This is a genomic window from Pseudomonas sp. NPDC088890, assembly GCF_044900155.1.
GTDB lineage: Bacteria > Pseudomonadota > Gammaproteobacteria > Pseudomonadales > Pseudomonadaceae > Aquipseudomonas > Aquipseudomonas urmiensis.
In genome coordinates, this window is record NZ_JBJDNG010000001.1 from 226,010 (window position 1) to 244,004 (window position 17,995).

Genomic DNA, 17,995 nt, shown 5'->3' on the forward strand with positions numbered 1-17,995 from the left:
CAATGCTGCGTTAGTCCAACGCCACGATTGATGGCAGGGCTCTGTGGCGATGTCGCCTTCCCGCAAACCCGCAATCCTAGGATCTCCCCATTCATGGCTAACACGGATGCCTTGAAACAACGGGCCGTGCCGGTCCCGTTCGCGCCGACCCTCAAATCGCACTTGGCTTATACCTTGCTGTGCGGCCTGGTGATCATGCTGATGCTCAGCCTGGTGCGCCTGGGGCTGCTGGTCTACAACAGCGACATGATCGGCGACACCCCTTACTCCACCGTGGCCGAGGGCTTCCTCAACGGCTTGCGCTTCGACCTGCGGGTGGTGGTGTACATCAGCATTCCGCTGCTGCTGGCAGTGCTCAGCCCTTGGGCGATGGCCCGGCGCGGCTTCTTCCGCCTGTGGCTGACCCTGGCCGCCAGTACGGTGATGTTCCTCGGCCTGATGGAGATGGACTTCTACCGCGAGTTCCATCAGCGCTTGAACGGCCTGGTGTTCCAGTACATCAAGGAAGACCCCAAGACCGTCATGAGCATGCTCTGGTACGGCTTCCCGGTGGTCCGCTACATACTGGCCTGGCTGGTCGGTACCTGGTTGCTGAGCCTGCTGTTCAAGGGCATCGATCGCCTGACCCGTGGCAGCGGCGCAAACGCAAGCGTCAGCCCACGTGCGCCGGTTGCCTGGTATGGCCGCCTGGCGGTGTTCATGGTCATCCTGCTGGTGGCGGTGATCGCCGCGCGTGGCACCCTGCGCCAGGGCCCGCCAATGCGCTGGGGTGATGCCTTCACCACCGACTCCAACTTCGTCAACCAGTTGGGCCTGAACGGCACCTTGACCCTGATCGACGCTGCCCACAGCCGCTTTGGCGAAGACCGCAGCAATATCTGGAAGGCCACCCTCGATCCAGTGGTCGCTCAGGAGGCGGTACGCAACCTGCTGCTGACCCCTAACGATACCCTGGTCGATACCGATGAAGCGGCCGTACGCCGTGACTTCGTGCCACCTGCCGAGCGCACCCTGCCGGTCAAGAACGTGGTGGTGATCCTCATGGAGAGCTTCGCCGGTCACTCGGTGGGCGCCCTGGGTAGCCCGAACAACATCACTCCGTACTTCGACAAGCTGGCCAAGGAGGGTCTGCTGTTCGACCGCTTCTTCTCAAACGGCACCCATACCCACCAGGGCATGTTCGCCACCATGGCGTGCTTCCCGAACCTGCCAGGCTTCGAGTACCTGATGCAAACGCCAGAGGGCGGCCACAAGCTGTCCGGCCTGCCAGCGCTGCTCAGTGCCCGTGACTACGACGACGTCTATGTCTATAACGGCGACTTTGCCTGGGACAACCAGTCTGGTTTCTTCGGCAACCAGGGCATGACCACCTTCATCGGCCGCAATGACTTCGTCAACCCGGTGTTCTCCGACCCGACCTGGGGCGTGTCCGACCAGGACATGTTCGACCGCGGCGCCGAAGAGCTGGCCAAGAACTACGGCAAGAAACCGTTCTACGCGCTGCTGCAGACGCTTTCCAACCACACCCCGTACGCGCTGCCTAAAGACCTGCCGGTGGAGCCGGTGACCGGCCAGGGCCGTCTGGATGAGCACTTGACCGCCATGCGCTACTCCGACTGGGCCCTGGGCCAGTTCTTCGAGAAGGCGCGCAAGGAGCCGTACTTCAAGGAGACCCTGTTCGTCATCGTTGGCGACCACGGCTTTGGCAACAGCCAACAGGTTACCGAATTGGACCTGGGCCGCTTCAACGTGCCGCTGCTGCTGATTGCGCCGGGGATCCAGGAGAAATTCGGCGCCGTTGACCACACCGTGGGCACCCAGGTCGACATCGTGCCGACCATCATGGGCCGTCTCGGTGGCCAGACCCGTCACCAGTGCTGGGGCCGCGACCTGCTCAACCTGCCTGAAGGTGATCCGGGGGTGGGCATCATCAAGCCATCGGGCAGCGAGCAGATCGTCGGCCTAATCAAGGGTGATCACATCCTGATCGAGTCCAAGGACATGAGCCCGCGCCTGTACCGCTACCAACTGGGCCGCGAGTTCAAGGCCGAGCTGGTTGAAAGCGAGGATCAGCCGCACATGCTGAAAAACCTCGAGGCTTACATCCAGACTGCGACCAAGAGCCTGCTGGATAACACGGCAGGTGTAATCCACGGCACGCCGAAGTAATTCGGGTCGTGCTGTAAACGAGGCTCGCCGGGTGACCGGCGGGCCTTTTTCATGCTCGCTCGGCAGCCATGCTGAACAATGTCCTTATGCAGGGGTCAAGCTAGAACGGATGTCACTCATTGCTGTATCGAGGAGGGCTATTCAATGAAAGAGTGGGAAGTCATCTTTGCCGACCAGAAAGGCGAAACCACCACGCTGCTGCTGACTGCCGAGCAGCGTCCCAGTGACGAGGATGCGGCGCGGGCCATCCGCTCGCACCTGTTTCCAGTGATGGACGAACTGGACCTCAACGACTTCCAAGACCGCAGCCAATCCCCCACCGCACGCTGGCTCAAGGAGCAAAGCGGCGTGTCGATCACCGATATCCGCGAATTGCCGTAAAACGGCGCCGCTCTGGCGTAGTGCTCTGAGAGGCACTACGCTGGGTGAACACCTCGGTCTTTTCTGCGGGCCGGGGTGGGTTTCATTCGCGTCTTGCATCAGCTCGATCTGTCCGGCATCGCCAACCCGCCGGCAGGTGCGTAGTGCACGGAAAGTCTATCCATTGCTTTATTCAGGAGGACGATTCATGAGCAGCCAGAACGACGATATCAGCAGCAGTGTCCTGCGCCAGATGAAAGCTGGCGGTTTCGACTTCACCCAGATCCACCCCATCGAGTTCTACGCGGTATTTCCCAATGAAGACGGCGCGCGCCAGGCCGCCGGACAGTTTCGTGGCGAGTCACTCAATGCTCAGGTGCGTGAACGTGACGATGGTGGTTGGAATCTTGAATTGAGCAAGATCATGTATGCCACCTACCGGGGCATCGGTGCTTTCGAGGAGGCCTTCGAGGGGGTTGTCGTGCCCCTTGGCGGTGAGGTCGAAGGGTGGGGCGTCAAGCATGAACGACAGACTGCCTGAGGTTTGAGCAGGGGGCTGCTGTGCAGCCATCGCAGGCTTGGCCATTCAAGTCGATCACAAGAGTTATTGAATCATGCCTGCACTGAAGCGTTCTCCAAACGATGCTCACAGCCCAGTGTGATGGTGGCAACACGGGCCTCTTCGCGGGCAAGCCCGCTGCTACAGGTACCCCGTTGAGTTCGAAGCCAGCGTGGTACCTGTGGGAGCGGGCTTGCCCGCGAAAGGGCCAACGGGTGCTTCAAGGCTTGCGCTTGGCCATATGCCGCAGATACGCCAGCAACGCGTCCAGCTCGTGCTCATTCAGCACACTTTGCGCAAACCCGGGCATCTTCGCCTGCGGCCAATGTCGCAAGCTTTGCGGGTCGCGAATGTATTGACGCAAAAACCCGGGCTGGAAGTATTCCGTTGGATTATGCGGCAGGTTCAAATCCGGGCCGAACTGGGCGTCGCCTGCGCCATTGAGGCGGTGGCAGGCCAGGCAGTTTTGCTGGAACAGGGCAAAGCCTTGTCGCACCGGATCGCTACTGGGCAATTTGGCATCGGGTAGTAGGGCTGGAAAACGTTGCTCGACCGACTCCAACTTGCGGATCGTGGCAATCTGGAACGGCCACTGTTCCGGGCGAATGCCGCTGGCCTGTGGCTCGGTCCATACCAGATAGAACGGCCCCGCACTTGGCTTACCCGGCGTCAGCGCCGGCCAGGGCTGGGCGGGGTCTTCAATGGCGAGCCAGGCGCGGGCCGGCCCCTGTTGCAATAAGGGCGCGGCTGGCATTTCGGCGGCAAAGCCATCCAAGGCTACGGCCTGCAGGTGGTCGGCTGGCTGGATGCCTTCAAGCAACACCGCGAGGGGCACAGCGCGATAATGCATGGCGCGTTTATAGGCCACGTCCTGGGCGATATCGAGGGTGCGCGCTTGGGGATGGCTGAGCAGCTCGGCGCTGTCCCATCGGTGCGTGCCATCACCCAGCTCCAGGTTCAATTGCGCTGCCGCCAAGGGCAGGCTGAACATCAAGACGAGCAGGGCAAGGCATCGGCGCATAGGTAGTCTCCAACCATCAAGGTCGGCAGGTTACCTGTGCTCGGCCAGAAAACTCCACAGATGCTGTCAGCCAAATAGCCGAGTGAGGTTCGGCAGGATCAGCAGCAGTGTAGTGGCGAACAATATGAGTCCGGCTTGGCGTACTTTGGATTGTCTGAACATGGCGGACCGCCTTCTTGTTGTTATTCCTGAATAGCCTTTGGCTTCCCTGTCTTCGCGTCGGGTCGATCGCAGTGGCGTAGTTGCACGCCTACTCCTGCATGCCTCTTGTTTTGTGGATATAAACCAACAGTAGGGCGAACGTTATCCATGTTTCAGAACCCTTTGTTCTAAATCAATGATGATCAAGTTCCTTTGGTTTTAAGGCCACTGGCTAGCACGCTGGCATGGCGGGGCTAGACCGCTGCGCGAGGGTGGTTACCAAGGGTTACAGGGCTTACCGTTCGTCAGTGCAACCCCTTGCTTGTACGTCCCTTTCGCGTCAGTCTCTAGCACAATTTCCACACATGTCGTTCAGGACTATCGCTATGTCGTTACGCATCTGCATCCTTGAAACCGATGTTCTGCGACCGGAGTTGACGGCGCAGTATCAGGGCTACGGAAGGATGTTCGAGCAGTTGTTCTCGCGTCAGCCGGTTGCGGCCGAATTTCAGGTGTACAACGTGATGAATGGCGACTATCCCCCTGACGGCGAAAAGTTCGATGCCTATCTGGTTACGGGGAGCAAGGCTGACTCGTTTGGCACGGATCCGTGGATCCAGACGCTGAAGGCGTACTTGCTCAAACTGTATGAGCGTGGCGAGAAGTTGCTCGGCGTGTGTTTCGGTCATCAAGTGCTGGCGCTGGTGCTAGGTGGCAAAGCCGAGCGCGCCGATCGCGGCTGGGGCGTTGGCATTCATCGCTATAGCCTGGCGGCGCATGCGCCGTGGATGGATCCTGAGGTTTCTGAGCTGACCTTGCTGATTAGCCACCAGGATCAGGTCACTGAACTGCCAGAAGGCGCTACGGTGATTGCGTCCAGTGATTTCTGCCCGAACGCGGCGTATCACATTCGCGACCAGGTGCTGTGCTTCCAGGGGCACCCGGAGTTCGTCCATGACTACTCGCGGGCGTTGCTCGATGCGCGTCAGGAATATTTGGGCGATGAGGTGTACCAGCGGGCGATTGCCAGCCTGGCGACTGAGCACCAGGGAGATCTGGTTGGAAAGTGGATGCTCAAGTTCATTGGGCATTCGACGAAAGGCAACGAGAGCGCTGCCTGATTAGAGATTGTTAGTGCTTTTGCCGACGCTATCGCGGGGCAAGCCCGCTCCCACGCCGGTATGTGGATCTGGCGTGGGAGCGGGCTTGCCCAGCTATAACCACTCTGAGCGCCCCCCACGCCAGGGCGACTTGCCAGCGTGGGAGCGGGCTTGTCTCGCGATAGCGTTGAACAGGCAATAACCCCTCTGAGCGCCCCCACGCCAGGGCGACTTACCAGCGTGGGAGCGGGCTTGTCTCGCGATAGCGTTGAACAGGCAATAACCCCTCTGAGCGCCCCCACGCCATGGCGACTTACCCGCGTGGGAGCGGGCTTGCCCCGCGATAGCGTTGCTACAAGCTACAACCACCCCGAGCGCTTGAAGCTGGCATACAACCCGGCGCAGCCCAAGCCAATCACCCCCAGCACCGCAAAATACCCATAGTGCCACTCCAGCTCCGGCATATTCTGAAAGTTCATCCCATAGATCCCGGCAATCGCCGTGGGAAACGCCAAGATCGCCGCCCAGGCGGCAAACTTGCGCTGGGTTATGCTTTGCCGTGACGACTCCAACAGCATGCCAATCTCGATGGTCTGGCTGGCGATATCGCGAATGCTCACCAGATCTTCCATTTGCCGAGTGACGTGGATCTGCACGTCCCTGAAGTACGGGCGCATGTTCTTGTCGATGAATGGGAAGCTCAAGCGCTGCAGCTCTTCACTGATCTCCACCATCGGCGCGACGTAGCGACGCAGCCTTAAAATGTCGCGACGCAGGCTGTGCAGGCGCTGGATGTCTTCTTCCTTGAGCGAATTGCTCAGCACACTTTGCTCCAGCTCCTCGATCTCACCGTGGATTGCCTCGCTGACCGGCTGGTAGTTCTCGGTGACGAAATCGAGTAACGCATACAGCACGAAGTCTTCGCCGTGCTCGAGCAGCAGCGGCCGTGCCTCGCAGCGCTGACGCACCAGGGCATAGGATTTGGAGTGGCCATTGCGGCAGGTGATGATGTAGCCGTTGCCGGCAAAGATGTGGGTCTCGATGAACTCCAGCTTGCCTTCGTGGCGAACCGGCGAATAAGTGACGATGAACAGCGCGTCACCGAAGGTCTCCAACTTGGGCCGGCTGTGCTTTTCCAGCGCGTCTTCGATGGCCAACTCGTGCAGGTTGAACTGGCACTGCAGGTTGGCCAGCTCTTCGGCGTTGGGCTCTTCCAGGCCGATCCAGACGAAGTGGCCGGGCTTTTTCGCCCACTCGCTGCCTTCGTCGATGCTGATATTGGTGACCTTTCTCCCGGCGCTGTACACCGCCGCTGCGACGACTCGACCCATGGTTGCCCGCTTATTCGGTTGAACACGTGACACAGCTTGGGCTGTGTCTGGCCAGAGAGCAACCGATCAGGCGTGCGGTAGCTCGGTTTCCATGCGGTCCAGGCATTGCTGCATCTGCGTGCGGCACTGCTCGATCAGCGCCGGCACATCCTGCTTGCTCAAGCCTGCAGTGTCGATCGGAGGCAGCGAGCGGATGATCACTGTGCGCTGGCGCCAGCTGTTGAGGCCCAGGCGCTTGGCATAGCGGCTGACGCACACCGGCACGATCGGCACGCCAGCGTCGATGGCCATGTGGAAGGCACCTTTCTTGAACGGGGCCAACTGCTCGGCAGGGTTGCGGGTGCCTTCAGGGAAAATCCAGATCGAGGTGTCGTCACGCAAGATGCCGGTGGTTAGCTGCATCGCCTTGCGCGCCTGGTAGGCATTGTTGCGGTCGACCAGTACATTGCCGCCCAGCCAGAACAGCTGGCCGAACAGCGGGATCCAGCCCAGGCTCTTCTTACCAATGGCCACGGTGCGTTGAGGCACTACCTGGCCGATGATGAACAGGTCGAAGTTCGATTGATGGTTGGCGACGATCACGCAGCCTGGCGGCTGGTCATGCAGCGGGCCGACCTCGGCCTTGACCTTGATGCGCATCAGCCAGGCGGCTGGCACGCTGTACAGGCGGGCATAGAGGCGGCTGTTGTCGGGGTTGAATGGACGGCACAGGCCAATCACCAGGCCGACTATGCCGACCAGCAGAAAGTGCAGCCCCAGCAGGAGCATGCGAAGCAGATAAAGCATGGTATGACTCACACCAGACAGTCGCGGGCAGTGTACGACTGTGCACTGGTGGGGGCAAACCTTCTGCTGTCAGTGTTGGCTTCATCGTAGGGCAAGCCCGCACCTACACGGTGTGTGGGTGGGCGCGCCCCGCGATGAGGCCGGGAGGATCAGCCCATATGTTCCTGATCACGAATAATCGCGTCATCCAGCAGCTCCAGCAGCGCTTTGCGCACTTTGAGCTTGGTGTTCTTGTGCGCCAGCATGTTGAGCTTCTTCAAGTCGCGCGCCACGTGCAGTGCTGTCTCGTGCAACTGCTCGGCCGGCACCACCTTGTCGAGGAAGCCGGCATCCAGCGCGTCCTTAGGGTCGAACATCTCGGCATTGATCACCGAGCGGTGGAACGCCGAGCGGCGCAGGCGATCGCGGGCCAGCTCGATACCGGCGTAGTGCATGGTCATACCGATCTGCACTTCGTTCAGGCCGATCTTGTACGGCCCTTCGACACCGATCCGATAGTCGCCTGACAGCAGCAGGAAGGCGCCTTTGGCGACTGCATGGCCTGGGCAGGCAACGATTACCGGGAAGGGGTGCGAGAGCAGGCGACGGGCCAGGGTGGAGCCCGCGGTGACTAGGCCAACGGCTTGTTGGGGGCCAGAGGTCATGACTTTCAGGTCGTAGCCGCCGGAAAGGATGCCTGGCTGGCCGGTGATGATCACCACTGCACGGTCGGCTACTGCCTGGTCCAGGGCGGCGTTGAAGGCGGTGATGACATCCGGCGAAATGGCGTTGACCTTGCCGTTGTTCAGGGTCAGGGTGGCGATGCCGTCTTCGGCATGGTAGGTAATCAGCTCGCTCATGGCAGAGTCCTTTGGATGGCGTGGCAATGACGTTACCCAGCACGGGGGAGCAGGTAAAGAAGCAAGGCTGACTGATCAGTCAGACATTGGCCGCTATGCCTTGCCGCTTGGGTGCGCAGTCCAGGCCACAGGTAAAAGTGCTGGGTACAATGGCAGCATTGCCCTGGCCGGCCGATTTTTCGCTCGATATGCTTAAGCGCATGAAAATTCTGAAAAAAACGCTTGCCAAGATTACAGCCTTCAACTAAATTAGCGCGCCTCGACAGGCTGAATAGCTTGAAGAGAAACGGTGAAGTGTCCGAGTGGTCGAAGGAGCACGCCTGGAAAGTGTGTATACGAGAAATCGTATCAAGGGTTCAAATCCCTTCTTCACCGCCACATTCTACGAGAAGCCCCCGAACTGAAAGGTTCGGGGGCTTTTTGTTTTGCGGTGCGTTTTAGAGGGTATTCAGGGCTGGTTAAATGCAGCGCAGCTGCTGGCGCTATCGCGAGGCAAGCCCGCTCCCACGCAGGTTTGGGGTTGATCTCCCACGCAGGTTCGAGGTCGATCTAGCGTGGGAGCGGGCTTGCCCCGCGATGAGGCCAGCACTGGCACCACTCAACCCATCAAAAACTCACTGTCGCTGACAAGCGTGCGGTACGCGGCGCGCCCTGGAACAGGTAGTTGTCGCCCAGGTAATCCCCCACATCCCGCCAGTAACGCTTGTCAAAGACGTTATCCACGGTCAGGCGCAGCACCGTGTCGTACCCGCCAACCATGGTGCGGTAGCGGCTACCGACATCGAACACGGTATAGCCACCCACCTCGACGTTGCCCGCCTGACTTGCGTACTTGCTGGCGCTGTAGCGCGCTCCGCCGAGCAGCGCGAGACCCGCGACCGGCAGGCTGTATTCGGCCTGCAAGGCGGCGCGCAGCGTGGGCACGTTGATCGCCTGATGGCCCTCGTAGGCATCGGTGCCGCTGTTCTGCACCCGGGCGCGGATTGCTGCCGCGCTGGCCTGGATCTGCAAGCGCGAAGTGACCCAGCCGCTGGCGCCGAGCTCAACGCCGGTGTTCTTTTGTTGGCCCTGTTGCACGTAGGTGAAACCAGTGGCGTCGGGGCGGGCGTACTGGTAGGCCTGGCGGATCTGGAACAGCGCGGCACTCAAGCTCATGCCCTGCCAGTCGCGCTTGATGCCCACTTCCAGTTGCCGTGACAGGGTGGGGGCGAGGATCTCGGCGGCATTGCTGGCGAACCAAGGCGCGGTGCCCCCCGCGGATAGCCCTTTGGAATAGCTGGCATACAGCGTGGTGTCTGGCTGCGGCTTGTAGATCAACGCCGCGTTGGGCAGCAATTGATACTGCTGGGTATGCCGGCCGGCCAGGCCAGTTTCATCCCAGGTCTTCTCATCCAGGCGGACTTCACGCGCGCCGAGCACGGTTTGCCAGTGTTCGTTGAAGGTGATGCGGTCGCTGAAAAATACCCCGTACTGGCGGCTGTCCAGGCGGCGTTCACTGGAGCCGATGGGGCGTTCAGAAGGGGCCACGGCAGGTGCGCCGGTGGCGATGTTACCGCTGCCGACAAATTCGTTGTAGTAGGGGCGCTGGTCGAGGGTGCGACGCTGGGCACTGGTGCCAACGGTTAGCTCATGGCCCAGGCCCAATGCATCGAAACGACCGTTGAGCACGGCTTGTACTTCGTCAGTGCGGCGGGTGTCGTCGGGGCTGCGGAAGTCATAGATGTCGTAATCGCCTTGCGGACTGAAGTAGTTCGGCACAGCTGCGCTTGCACAGCTTGTCGAGCCGTAGCAGCCCCAGGCGAACGAGCTGTAGTCATCGATCACCACCTTGCTGCGCGAAGCGCTCAAGGTGCCGGTCCAGTCGTCATTGAAACGGTACTCGAAGCGCCCGCCGAGGTTCAGCGAGTCGTTCTGTACTGGCTTGGCCCAGTGCTGATAAGCCAGCCGGTCATCCGGGTCAATGCCGTGCGGCAGCTCGCTGCCACCCAGCAATTGATAGCCCGGTACTGATCGCTGTTCGCGGTGCTGATATTCAGCGTCCAGTTGCAGGGTGGCATTGGCGCTGATCTGCCAGTCGAACGCTAGCGAGGCGAAGTCGCGCTTGCCATCGGCATGATCGACGTAGGAGCGGATGTCCTCATGGGCCAGGTTGGCGCGCAGGCCAAATTGCCGCTCACTGCCAAACCAGCCGCCCAGGTCGGTGGCCAGGTAGCGCTCGCCTTGCTCGTTGGTCGAGACCGTGACGCTGCGTACGTCTTCTGCGCGCTTGGTCACGTAGTTGACCAGCCCGCCGGGTTCGGCCACGCCGCTCTGCAACCCCGACAGCCCCTTGAGCAGCTCGACCTGCTGCTTGTTCTCCAGCGCCACGTTCTGCTCGCCCACCACGGTCTGGCCGTTGATCTTGTAGCTGCTGGCGGCGTTGAGCTCAAAGCCGCGCACGTTGAAGTTCTCGTAGTAGCCGATCGGCGCATAGCTTTCGCCAACCGAGGCATCGCTTTGCAGCACCTCGCTGAGCTTGCGCACCTGGCGGTCTTGCAGCAACTGTTGGCTGAACACGCTGATCGACGCCGGGGTGTCGAGCAGTGGCGCTGGCTGAAAGCCGCCCACCAGGGCCTCGCGCGGTTGGTAGCCGCCGTCGCCATACAGCTCCGAGATACGCACCGGGGCCAGGGTCACGCTGTCGTCGGCAAGGCCATGGCCGCTGTGCAGGGCAAGGCCCAGGCTGAGCAGGCTCAGGGGCAGACGAGGGCGAAGCGAGGTCATGCGGGCTCCTTGATGGGCATACGCGCCGTTGTCGGTCGGCTGTTATTGGGGGAGGGCTGGGCAGATAAAAAGGGCGCCATGTTAGCAGGCACAGATGCGCTGAGCGCCCCTATTTCAGGAGCGCTCAGGCAAATAGACGATCAGGGTCTGGTGTGATTCAGGCGGCCGGGCGGCGTTGGTGCTGACGCCAATTGTCGTCGATTTTCGACCAGGTCTTGCCATCAGTGATGGCCATCAGCTTGCGACCATCCTTGAAGGTGGCGAGGAAGGTCGCTTCTTCTTCCTTGCCACCCAGCCAGAGGCCGGCGATCAGCCCGACTGGGCCGGCCACCAGCGCGCCGGCAACGCCCCAGCCAAGGGCGGTGCCCAGGCTGCGGTTGGTTTCCAGGCTGGCCAGCTTGAGTTCCTTTATCCGCGCCAGCGAGATCCGCTCGCCAGGCGAAGGGCTGCGTGGGGTCTTGAGTGTGAGCGATCCATTGCGATACTCGCCTTCACCTAGCAAGAAATCGCCGGATTGCACCGTGAGTCTTGTCATTGGGTCGTCCTGTCAGTGGGAGGGCTGTTGACCACCGCCTATGCAGCTCTTTGCCTGTGAGCAAGTCAACGGCGAGGCGACGGAGGGTCGTGCGGTCGCTTGTCGCGTCAGCCGCTGGCCTGTTCAAACCGCTTGAATCAGCACCTTGCGCTTGCGCTCTGCCAGCCCCCAAACCACCAGGGCCAAGCTGCCGATCAGCAGCCCGGCGACGACGATCCCCAGCCATCCCTGACGTTCGAACAGTTGCGTGCCCAGCAGCGAACCTAATGCGCCACCGATGAAGTAGCAGGTGATATAGCCGGCATTGAGCCGCGTGCGTGCCTCTGGCCGCAAACCGATCACCGCATTCTGATTACTCACGTGCACCAGCTGCACGGCCAGGTCCAGCACCAGCACGCCGACCAACAGCGCCAGCAGCGAATGCTCGGCAAAGCCCAGTGGTATCCACGACAGCAGCAAGGCGATCAGCCCGACCGTGGTGCCCAGCGAGCCCTTGCCGCGATCAGCCAGGCGCCCAGCCCAGTTGGCCGACAGCGCGCCCGCAGCGCCGGCCAAACCGAACAGACCGATCACCGCGTCGGAGTAGTGATACGGCTCGCGCGCCAGCAGAAACGCCAGTGGCGTCCAGAACAGCCCGAACAGGCTGAACGCCAACAGCCCCAGCAGTGAGCGCAAGCGCAGCACCGGCTCTTCGATGAACAGACGAAATACCGAGCCGATCAACGCCGGGTATTTCAGCCCGGCATGGCTGTTGTGTTGTGGCAGGCTGCGGTACAGGGCGATGGCGCTGACGGCCATCAGTACTGCCGCCAGCACATAGATACTGCGCCAGCCACCCAGCTCGGCCATGAAGCCTGCGGCGGTACGCGCCAGCAGGATGCCCAGCAACAGCCCACTCATCAGCGTGCCCACCGCGCGCCCACGATGCTCTGGGGCGGTCAGGCTGGCGGCCATGGGCACCAGGATCTGCGCCACGACCGAGAACAACCCGGTCAAGGCGGTGCCGAACAGCAGCCACGGCAGGCTGGGGGCACAGGCGCTGATGATCAGGCCAAGGGTAGAAATGCCGATCATGATCACGATCAAACGGCGTTGTTCGAACAGATCGCCCAGCGGCGCCAGCAGCAACAGGCCGGCGCCATAGCTGAGCTGCGCGGCGATGACGATGGTGCCGGCACTGGCGGTGCTCAGGCCGAACTGCTCGGCGATGCTGTGTAGCAGTGGCTGGGCGTAGTAGTTGCTGGCCACGGCCAGGCCGGTGGCAGTCGCCATCAGCAGGATTAGGGCACGACTGAGGGTCGGGGCGTTCATGGTGGTTCTCATTGCGGGCAGTAGGAAAGTGCGCTCAGTATCGGTAAGTATCTGGCATGACACCAATGTATAGTTTTCACATTATCTATCTCGATTACAGATCAATCCATGAATCTCAAGCAGCTCGAATATGCCTTGGCCGTAGCCGATACCGGCAGTTTCACCCGCGCCGCCGAGCGCTGCCATGTGGTGCAGTCGGCGCTTAGTCATCAGGTGGCACGGCTGGAGGCGCAGTTGGGCGTCAGTCTGTTCGAGCGTACCTCGCGGCGGGTGCGCCTGACCCCGGCTGGCGAAGCCTTCGTGCTCAGCGCGCGGCCAGCGCTGGAGGCTGCCCAGCGCATTGCCGATGACGTGGCGGCTGCCTGTGGGCAGGTGCGCGGGCGGCTGTCGATCGGTGAGATCAGTTCGTTGACGGCGCTCGATCTGGTCGATCTGCTGGCGCTGTTTCATGCGCGTTATCCGGCGGTGGACGTGCGCTGGCTGACCGCCAAGAGTGAGTTGCTGGTGGCCGATGTCTGTGAGCGGCGCCTGGATGTAGGTTTTATCGGCTTGTGGCAGGGCGAAGTGTTGCAGGGCGTGCACCACCGTTTGTTGGGCCGGGAAGAACTGGTCGCAGTGCTGCCGCCTGGGCATACCTTGGCAGGACGTGGGCGGCTGGCCTTGGCCGATATTGCCGATCAGGTATTGGTCGACTTTCCCGAAGGCACTGGTGCCCGGCGCCAGACCGATGAGGCCTTCCAGGCGGCAGGATTGGTGCATCGGGTTCAGTTCGAGATCGGCCATATTCGCCTGGTGGAAAAGTTTGTCCAGCGTGGCCTGGCGATCGGGCTGGTGCCGGAACGGATTGCCAATGAGTTTGCTGGGGTCGGTGTGGCTCGCTTGGATGATGCCCCTGTGCGGCATTTGTATGCGGTGTGGTCGAGCAGTCCGACCGCAGCAGCGCGCGCATTCCTTGAGGTGTTGGAACAACGCCTGGCCTAGTACCCACTCTCACCCCCTTTCTTTGTAGGCGCGGCGCACCGCCGCGGCTACAAAGAGAGGGGCATCCCTCAGGCAGAGAAACCACCATCAGCCGTCAAGCTCGCGCCAGTGATGTATCCAGCCTCAGGCCCAGCGAGATAGGCGACGAAGCTGGCGATCTCTTCGACATGGCCATAGCGCCCAATCGCCATTAGCGGAATCAAGCTCTCGGCAAAATCCCCCGCGGCCGGGTTCATGTCGGTGTCGACGGGCCCAGGCTGTACGTTGTTGACGGTAATCCCCTGCGGCCCAAGGTCACGCGCCAGGCCCTTGGTCAGGCCAACCAGCGCCGACTTGCTCATCGCATACGGCGCGCCACCGGCAAACGGCATGCGCTCGGCATTGGTGCTGCCGATATTGATGATCCGGCCACCTTGGCCCATGTGCCGGGCAGCGGCTTGGCTGGCAACGAACACACTGCGCACGTTGACGGCGAGGATCCGGTCGAAGTCGGCCAGGTCGAACTCGGCCACTGGCGCCACCGCCAGCACACCTGCGTTGTTGACCAGGATGTCGAGCCTACCGAATGCCTTAACGGTCGCCTCCACAGCCTGCTGCACAGCGCTGGCATCGGCACTGTCGGCGCGCAAGGCCAAGGCTTTGCCGCCAGCATCGTTGATTTCTGCTGCCAGGGCTTCGGCGGGGCCTGCCGAGCTGACATAGGTAAAGGCCACCTGCGCCCCTTCCTTGGCCAGGCGGCGCACGATCGCCGCACCGATGCCGCGCGAACCGCCCTGGACCAGGGCTACCTTGGTGTCGAGAGTAAGTGACTGGGACATGCTGATCTCCTGCAAGTGAAAGGCTGGATGCCTTGGGATGGGAGAAGTATCGGCTGTGGATTACCTGCTGATAAGATGGCAATCGCGATCAGCAGAGTAAACCTGAGGTTGGTAATCATGGCCATGGAGTCGTTCAGCACGCTGGAGTGCTTTATTCGCAGCGCCGAGGTCGGCAGCTTCGCCGAGGCTGCCCGACGCCTGAGTCTGACCCCGGCAGCGGTGGGCAAGAACGTCGCCCAGCTGGAGGCGCGGCTGGGTGTGCGACTGTTCCAGCGTAGTACGCGCAAGCTGACCCTGACCGAAGCGGGGCAGCGATTCCTCGCCGAGGTGAGCGACAGCTTTCGCACCATTCAATACGCCATGGCCAACCTGGCCAGCGCCGAAGGCCAGCCGGCCGGGCTGTTGCGGGTGAGCATGGGAACGGTTTTCGGGCGTTTGTACGTGCTGCCGCTACTGGCTGAATTTCTTCAGCGCTACCCGGCGATCACTCCCGACTGGCACTTCGACAACCGGCAGGTCGACCTGATTGGCCAAGGCTTCGATGCGGCGATCGGCGGCGGTTTCGATCTGCCGCCGGGGGTGGTAGCGCGCAGGCTGACCCCGGCACACCGAGTGCTGGTCGCCTCGCCGGCTTATCGCCAGCAGCATGGGCCTATCGAGCAGCCAGAAGACTTGCCCCGCCACGCTGGGATTTTGATCCGCTCGCCGCAAACCGGCCGCGTGCGCTCCTGGCCGCTGACCAGTCGCTGGCAGGAGCAACGGCCCTTGCAGCTGCGTCAGGCCATGACCATGAGTGACTCCGACGCCGCCTGCGCGGTGGCTGAACAGGGTTTGGGCATCGCCCTGGTCAGCCTGCCGTTTGCCGTGCCTTACCTGACCTCAGGCAGGCTGCAGCGCGTGTTGCCGGACTGGTATGTGGATGATGGCAACATCAGTCTCTATTACGCCGAGCACAAGCTGTTGCCGGGCAAGACCCGGGCGTTCATCGATTTCGTGGTGGAGCGGTTTGCGGCGCAGGGGCTGGTAAAGCGCTTTGATGCGCTGGAGGCGCTATAGAAGGCACCAGTGCCGATCTTGTGGCAGCGGGCTTGCCCCGCGATGAGGCCAGGTCAGACGACATCGATCACAATCGACACCTGCGCCACCCCAGCCACCTGCAAACTCACCTCATCATCAACCCGCTTGCCGATCAACAACTGCCCCAGCGGAGAACGTGGCGTAATCACGGTGACCATCTGCTCGCCCTCGCCAATCTTCAGCCCAGCCCCTTGCGGCCCGAGAAACAGCATCCTCTGGTGACCCTGCTCATCTTCCAAAGTCACCAGGTTACTGATCTGAATGCCCCGCGCCGGATCATAGTCACGCATGATCAACTGCTGATACGTCAGCAACGCCTGGCGAATCTCGGCGGTGCGCCGCGCTTGCCCGGTGGCCAGGTACGAAGCCTCAAGGCCCAAGGTGTCGTACTTGTTCTCGGCGATGTTCTCTTCGGCCGTGGCTGTTTCATAGGCGGTCTGGGCGGCGCGGCGCAGCACTTCGACGTCGTCTTCCAGGGTTTGCACGATGCGCGCGAGCAGGGTGGTCTTGTTCATGGTCAGTAGCAGAACTCCAGCACGTTGGCCTGGCTCTTGTCGGTTGGGGCGGTGCGGTTTTGTTGCAGCCAGAACTGACACTTGGGATTGTTCAGGTTGCGCGGGTTGCCTTGGGCGGCATCAGCGGCCTGTTGCGCCTCTTGCTGGTGGAGGATGTCCTTGTACCGCTCGAACATTTGCGCCTGGGCATCGGCGGGCGGTGCCGGTGGCGGGGCAGGTGCGACGATTGCTGGCGCCACTGCGTGGGCGACTGGCGTCACCTGTTCAGGCCACCAGCGCAGTGCCAGCCACAGGCTCAGGCCAATGGCGACGGCGCCCAGCCACAGGCCCAAGGCCACGCAGAGGATCAATTGCACGGGCTTGAGGGTAATCTTCAGTTCGCGGCGGCGGTACATGGCGGCCTCCTGGCAGGGCGGGTCATGCCGGCATTGTCGCATGGGGGGCGAGAAATATTCAGCGCCAGTGCTTTTGTCAGCCAGCATTTATCCGCACAATCGGCGGTTTTTCCGCGCGGCGAGGGAAGTGGGCATGAAAACCACGTGGGACATTTTCTGCACGGTCGTCGACAACTACGGCGATATTGGCGTGACCTGGCGCCTGGCCCGCCAGTTGGTGGCCGAGCATGACCTGGCGGTGCGCCTGTGGGTCGATGACCTGAACGCCTTCGTCCGCCTGTGCCCAGAGGCCGACGCCAGCGCCGAGCAGCAATGCCAGCAGGGCGTTGACGTGCGCCATTGGCCGGCTGACTGGCAGGGCGCTGCCCCGGCGCAGGTGGTGGTTGGGGCCTTCGCCTGCGTATTGCCGGCGGCCTATGTCGAGGCGATGCGCGCGCAAGCCACGCCGCCGCTATGGCTTAACCTTGACTATCTGAGCGCTGAAGATTGGGTGGAGGGCTGCCATGGCCTGCCGTCGCCTCAGGCCAACGGCCTGCGCAAGATGTTCTTCTTCCCAGGGTTTACCGCAAACACCGGGGGGCTGCTGCGCGAAGCCTCGCTGCTGGCGCGCCGCGATGCTTTCCAGCAAACGCCTGGCGAGCGGGCGAGGTTTCTTCAGGGGCTTGGCGTGCAGGTTGAAGCGTCGGCGCGGTTGATCTCCCTGTTCGCCTACGAAAACCCGCAGTTGGCCAATTGGCTCGATGTGCTGGCGGCAGATCTGCAGCCCAGCCATTTGCTGGTGCCGCAAGGGCGGGTGCTGGCTGATCTCGCTTGCTGGTTGGGCGAGGCGCACTTGCCAGTTGGGGCAATCCACCAGCGTGGCGCCCTGACGGTGCAGGTGCTGCCTTTCGTCAGCCAGGACGACTACGACAAGTTGCTCTGGGCCTGCGACTTCAACGCCGTGCGCGGCGAGGATTCATTCGTCCGCGCGCAGTGGGCGGGGGCGCCGATGCTCTGGCACATCTATGTGCAGGAAGAAAACGCCCACTGGGAAAAACTCGAAGCGTTTCTTGGCCATTATCGTCGCGGCTTGTCGGACGCTGCCGCAGGGGCTCTGAGCGATTTGTGGCGCGCCTGGAACATGGATCAAGACATGGCCCAGGCCTGGCAAGCGCTGCAACCGCACTGGCCGCAGTTGCGCCAGCATGCCCGTGACTGGGCCGCAGAACAGGCCACTCGGCCGGACCTTGCCACGGCGCTAGTACACTTTTACCGAAATTCGCTATGATACGCGGCCTCGATTTTTATAAATCCA

The 17,995-nt window shown here is 61.8% G+C and carries 17 protein-coding genes and 1 tRNA gene; 8 read left to right on the top strand and 10 right to left on the bottom strand.

Translation table 11 applies throughout. The annotated features are described in order from the left end of the window. Nucleotides 1–93 precede the first annotated feature (93 nt). From ACI2JX_RS01015 to ACI2JX_RS01025, 3 genes are all read left to right on the top strand, one after another. Nucleotides 94–2,169: an LTA synthase family protein gene (locus ACI2JX_RS01015; protein ID WP_264237120.1), complete on the top strand. Its 2,076-nt coding sequence runs from the start codon at nt 94–96 to the stop codon at nt 2,167–2,169. Nucleotides 2,170–2,313: 144 nt separating this feature from the next. Next, entirely contained in the window at nt 2,314–2,550 is a 237-nt protein-coding gene (locus tag ACI2JX_RS01020; RefSeq protein WP_186554807.1) for a hypothetical protein, read from the top strand. A gap of 187 nt (nt 2,551–2,737) precedes the next feature. Then, nucleotides 2,738–3,070, top strand: coding sequence for a ribonuclease E inhibitor RraB (locus ACI2JX_RS01025; RefSeq protein ID WP_264237122.1), 333 nt, complete (start codon nt 2,738–2,740; stop codon nt 3,068–3,070). Between the two features lie 238 nt (nt 3,071–3,308). Here ACI2JX_RS01025 and ACI2JX_RS01030 read toward each other — a convergent pair whose 3' ends face one another. After that, nucleotides 3,309–4,109, bottom strand: coding sequence for a c-type cytochrome (locus ACI2JX_RS01030; RefSeq protein ID WP_404689161.1), 801 nt, complete (start codon nt 4,107–4,109; stop codon nt 3,309–3,311). A gap of 527 nt (nt 4,110–4,636) precedes the next feature. Between ACI2JX_RS01030 and ACI2JX_RS01035 the strand changes: the two genes are divergently transcribed. Continuing rightward, nucleotides 4,637–5,371, top strand: a complete 735-nt coding sequence (locus tag ACI2JX_RS01035; RefSeq protein WP_264237124.1) for an amidotransferase — start codon at nt 4,637–4,639, stop codon at nt 5,369–5,371. 338 nt (nt 5,372–5,709) lie between these two features. Here the strand turns inward: ACI2JX_RS01035 and ACI2JX_RS01040 are convergent, their stop codons facing one another. From ACI2JX_RS01040 to ACI2JX_RS01050, 3 genes are all read right to left on the bottom strand, one after another. Then, nucleotides 5,710–6,681, bottom strand: a complete 972-nt coding sequence (locus tag ACI2JX_RS01040; protein WP_264237125.1) for a magnesium and cobalt transport protein CorA — start codon at nt 6,679–6,681, stop codon at nt 5,710–5,712. 66 nt (nt 6,682–6,747) lie between these two features. Continuing rightward, entirely contained in the window at nt 6,748–7,467 is a 720-nt protein-coding gene (locus ACI2JX_RS01045) for a 1-acyl-sn-glycerol-3-phosphate acyltransferase (protein WP_264237126.1), read from the bottom strand. 149 nt (nt 7,468–7,616) lie between these two features. After that, nucleotides 7,617–8,306 (bottom strand): crotonase/enoyl-CoA hydratase family protein, encoded by a 690-nt coding sequence (locus ACI2JX_RS01050; RefSeq protein ID WP_264237127.1) that lies wholly within the window; start codon nt 8,304–8,306, stop codon nt 7,617–7,619. A 288-nt stretch (nt 8,307–8,594) separates the two neighbouring features. Here ACI2JX_RS01050 and ACI2JX_RS01055 point away from each other — a divergent pair. After that, nucleotides 8,595–8,684: transfer RNA gene (locus tag ACI2JX_RS01055), tRNA-Ser, on the top strand. A gap of 228 nt (nt 8,685–8,912) precedes the next feature. Here ACI2JX_RS01055 and ACI2JX_RS01060 read toward each other — a convergent pair. From ACI2JX_RS01060 to ACI2JX_RS01070, 3 genes are all read right to left on the bottom strand, one after another. Then, entirely contained in the window at nt 8,913–11,069 is a 2,157-nt protein-coding gene (locus ACI2JX_RS01060; RefSeq protein ID WP_404689162.1) for a TonB-dependent siderophore receptor, read from the bottom strand. A 157-nt stretch (nt 11,070–11,226) separates the two neighbouring features. Then, nucleotides 11,227–11,604, bottom strand: coding sequence for a hypothetical protein (locus ACI2JX_RS01065; protein ID WP_264237129.1), 378 nt, complete (start codon nt 11,602–11,604; stop codon nt 11,227–11,229). Between the two features lie 123 nt (nt 11,605–11,727). Further along, the gene (locus tag ACI2JX_RS01070) at nt 11,728–12,915 is read right to left on the bottom strand and encodes an MFS transporter (protein WP_368972887.1); all 1,188 of its coding nucleotides are present in this window, start codon (nt 12,913–12,915) and stop codon (nt 11,728–11,730) included. 108 nt (nt 12,916–13,023) lie between these two features. Here ACI2JX_RS01070 and ACI2JX_RS01075 point away from each other — a divergent pair, with 108 nt between their 5' ends. Further along, the gene (locus ACI2JX_RS01075; protein ID WP_404689163.1) at nt 13,024–13,896 is read left to right on the top strand and encodes a LysR family transcriptional regulator; all 873 of its coding nucleotides are present in this window, start codon (nt 13,024–13,026) and stop codon (nt 13,894–13,896) included. Between the two features lie 68 nt (nt 13,897–13,964). Here the strand turns inward: ACI2JX_RS01075 and ACI2JX_RS01080 are convergent, their stop codons facing one another. Continuing rightward, nucleotides 13,965–14,714, bottom strand: a complete 750-nt coding sequence (locus ACI2JX_RS01080) for a 3-oxoacyl-ACP reductase family protein (RefSeq protein WP_372353345.1) — start codon at nt 14,712–14,714, stop codon at nt 13,965–13,967. A gap of 117 nt (nt 14,715–14,831) precedes the next feature. Here ACI2JX_RS01080 and ACI2JX_RS01085 point away from each other — a divergent pair, with 117 nt between their 5' ends. Further along, nucleotides 14,832–15,770, top strand: coding sequence for a LysR family transcriptional regulator (locus ACI2JX_RS01085; RefSeq protein ID WP_404689164.1), 939 nt, complete (start codon nt 14,832–14,834; stop codon nt 15,768–15,770). A gap of 53 nt (nt 15,771–15,823) precedes the next feature. Here ACI2JX_RS01085 and ACI2JX_RS01090 read toward each other — a convergent pair whose 3' ends face one another. Together ACI2JX_RS01090 and ACI2JX_RS01095 are read right to left on the bottom strand one after the other, a co-directional pair. Beyond that, entirely contained in the window at nt 15,824–16,306 is a 483-nt protein-coding gene (locus tag ACI2JX_RS01090) for a GreA/GreB family elongation factor (RefSeq protein WP_404689165.1), read from the bottom strand. 2 nt (nt 16,307–16,308) lie between these two features. Then, nucleotides 16,309–16,701, bottom strand: coding sequence for a hypothetical protein (locus ACI2JX_RS01095; protein WP_264237135.1), 393 nt, complete (start codon nt 16,699–16,701; stop codon nt 16,309–16,311). Between the two features lie 133 nt (nt 16,702–16,834). On the opposite strand from ACI2JX_RS01095, the gene earP reads away from it, so the two are divergent. Next, nucleotides 16,835–17,968, top strand: coding sequence for an elongation factor P maturation arginine rhamnosyltransferase EarP (gene earP / locus ACI2JX_RS01100; protein ID WP_404689166.1), 1,134 nt, complete (start codon nt 16,835–16,837; stop codon nt 17,966–17,968). Nucleotides 17,969–17,995 lie beyond the last annotated feature (27 nt).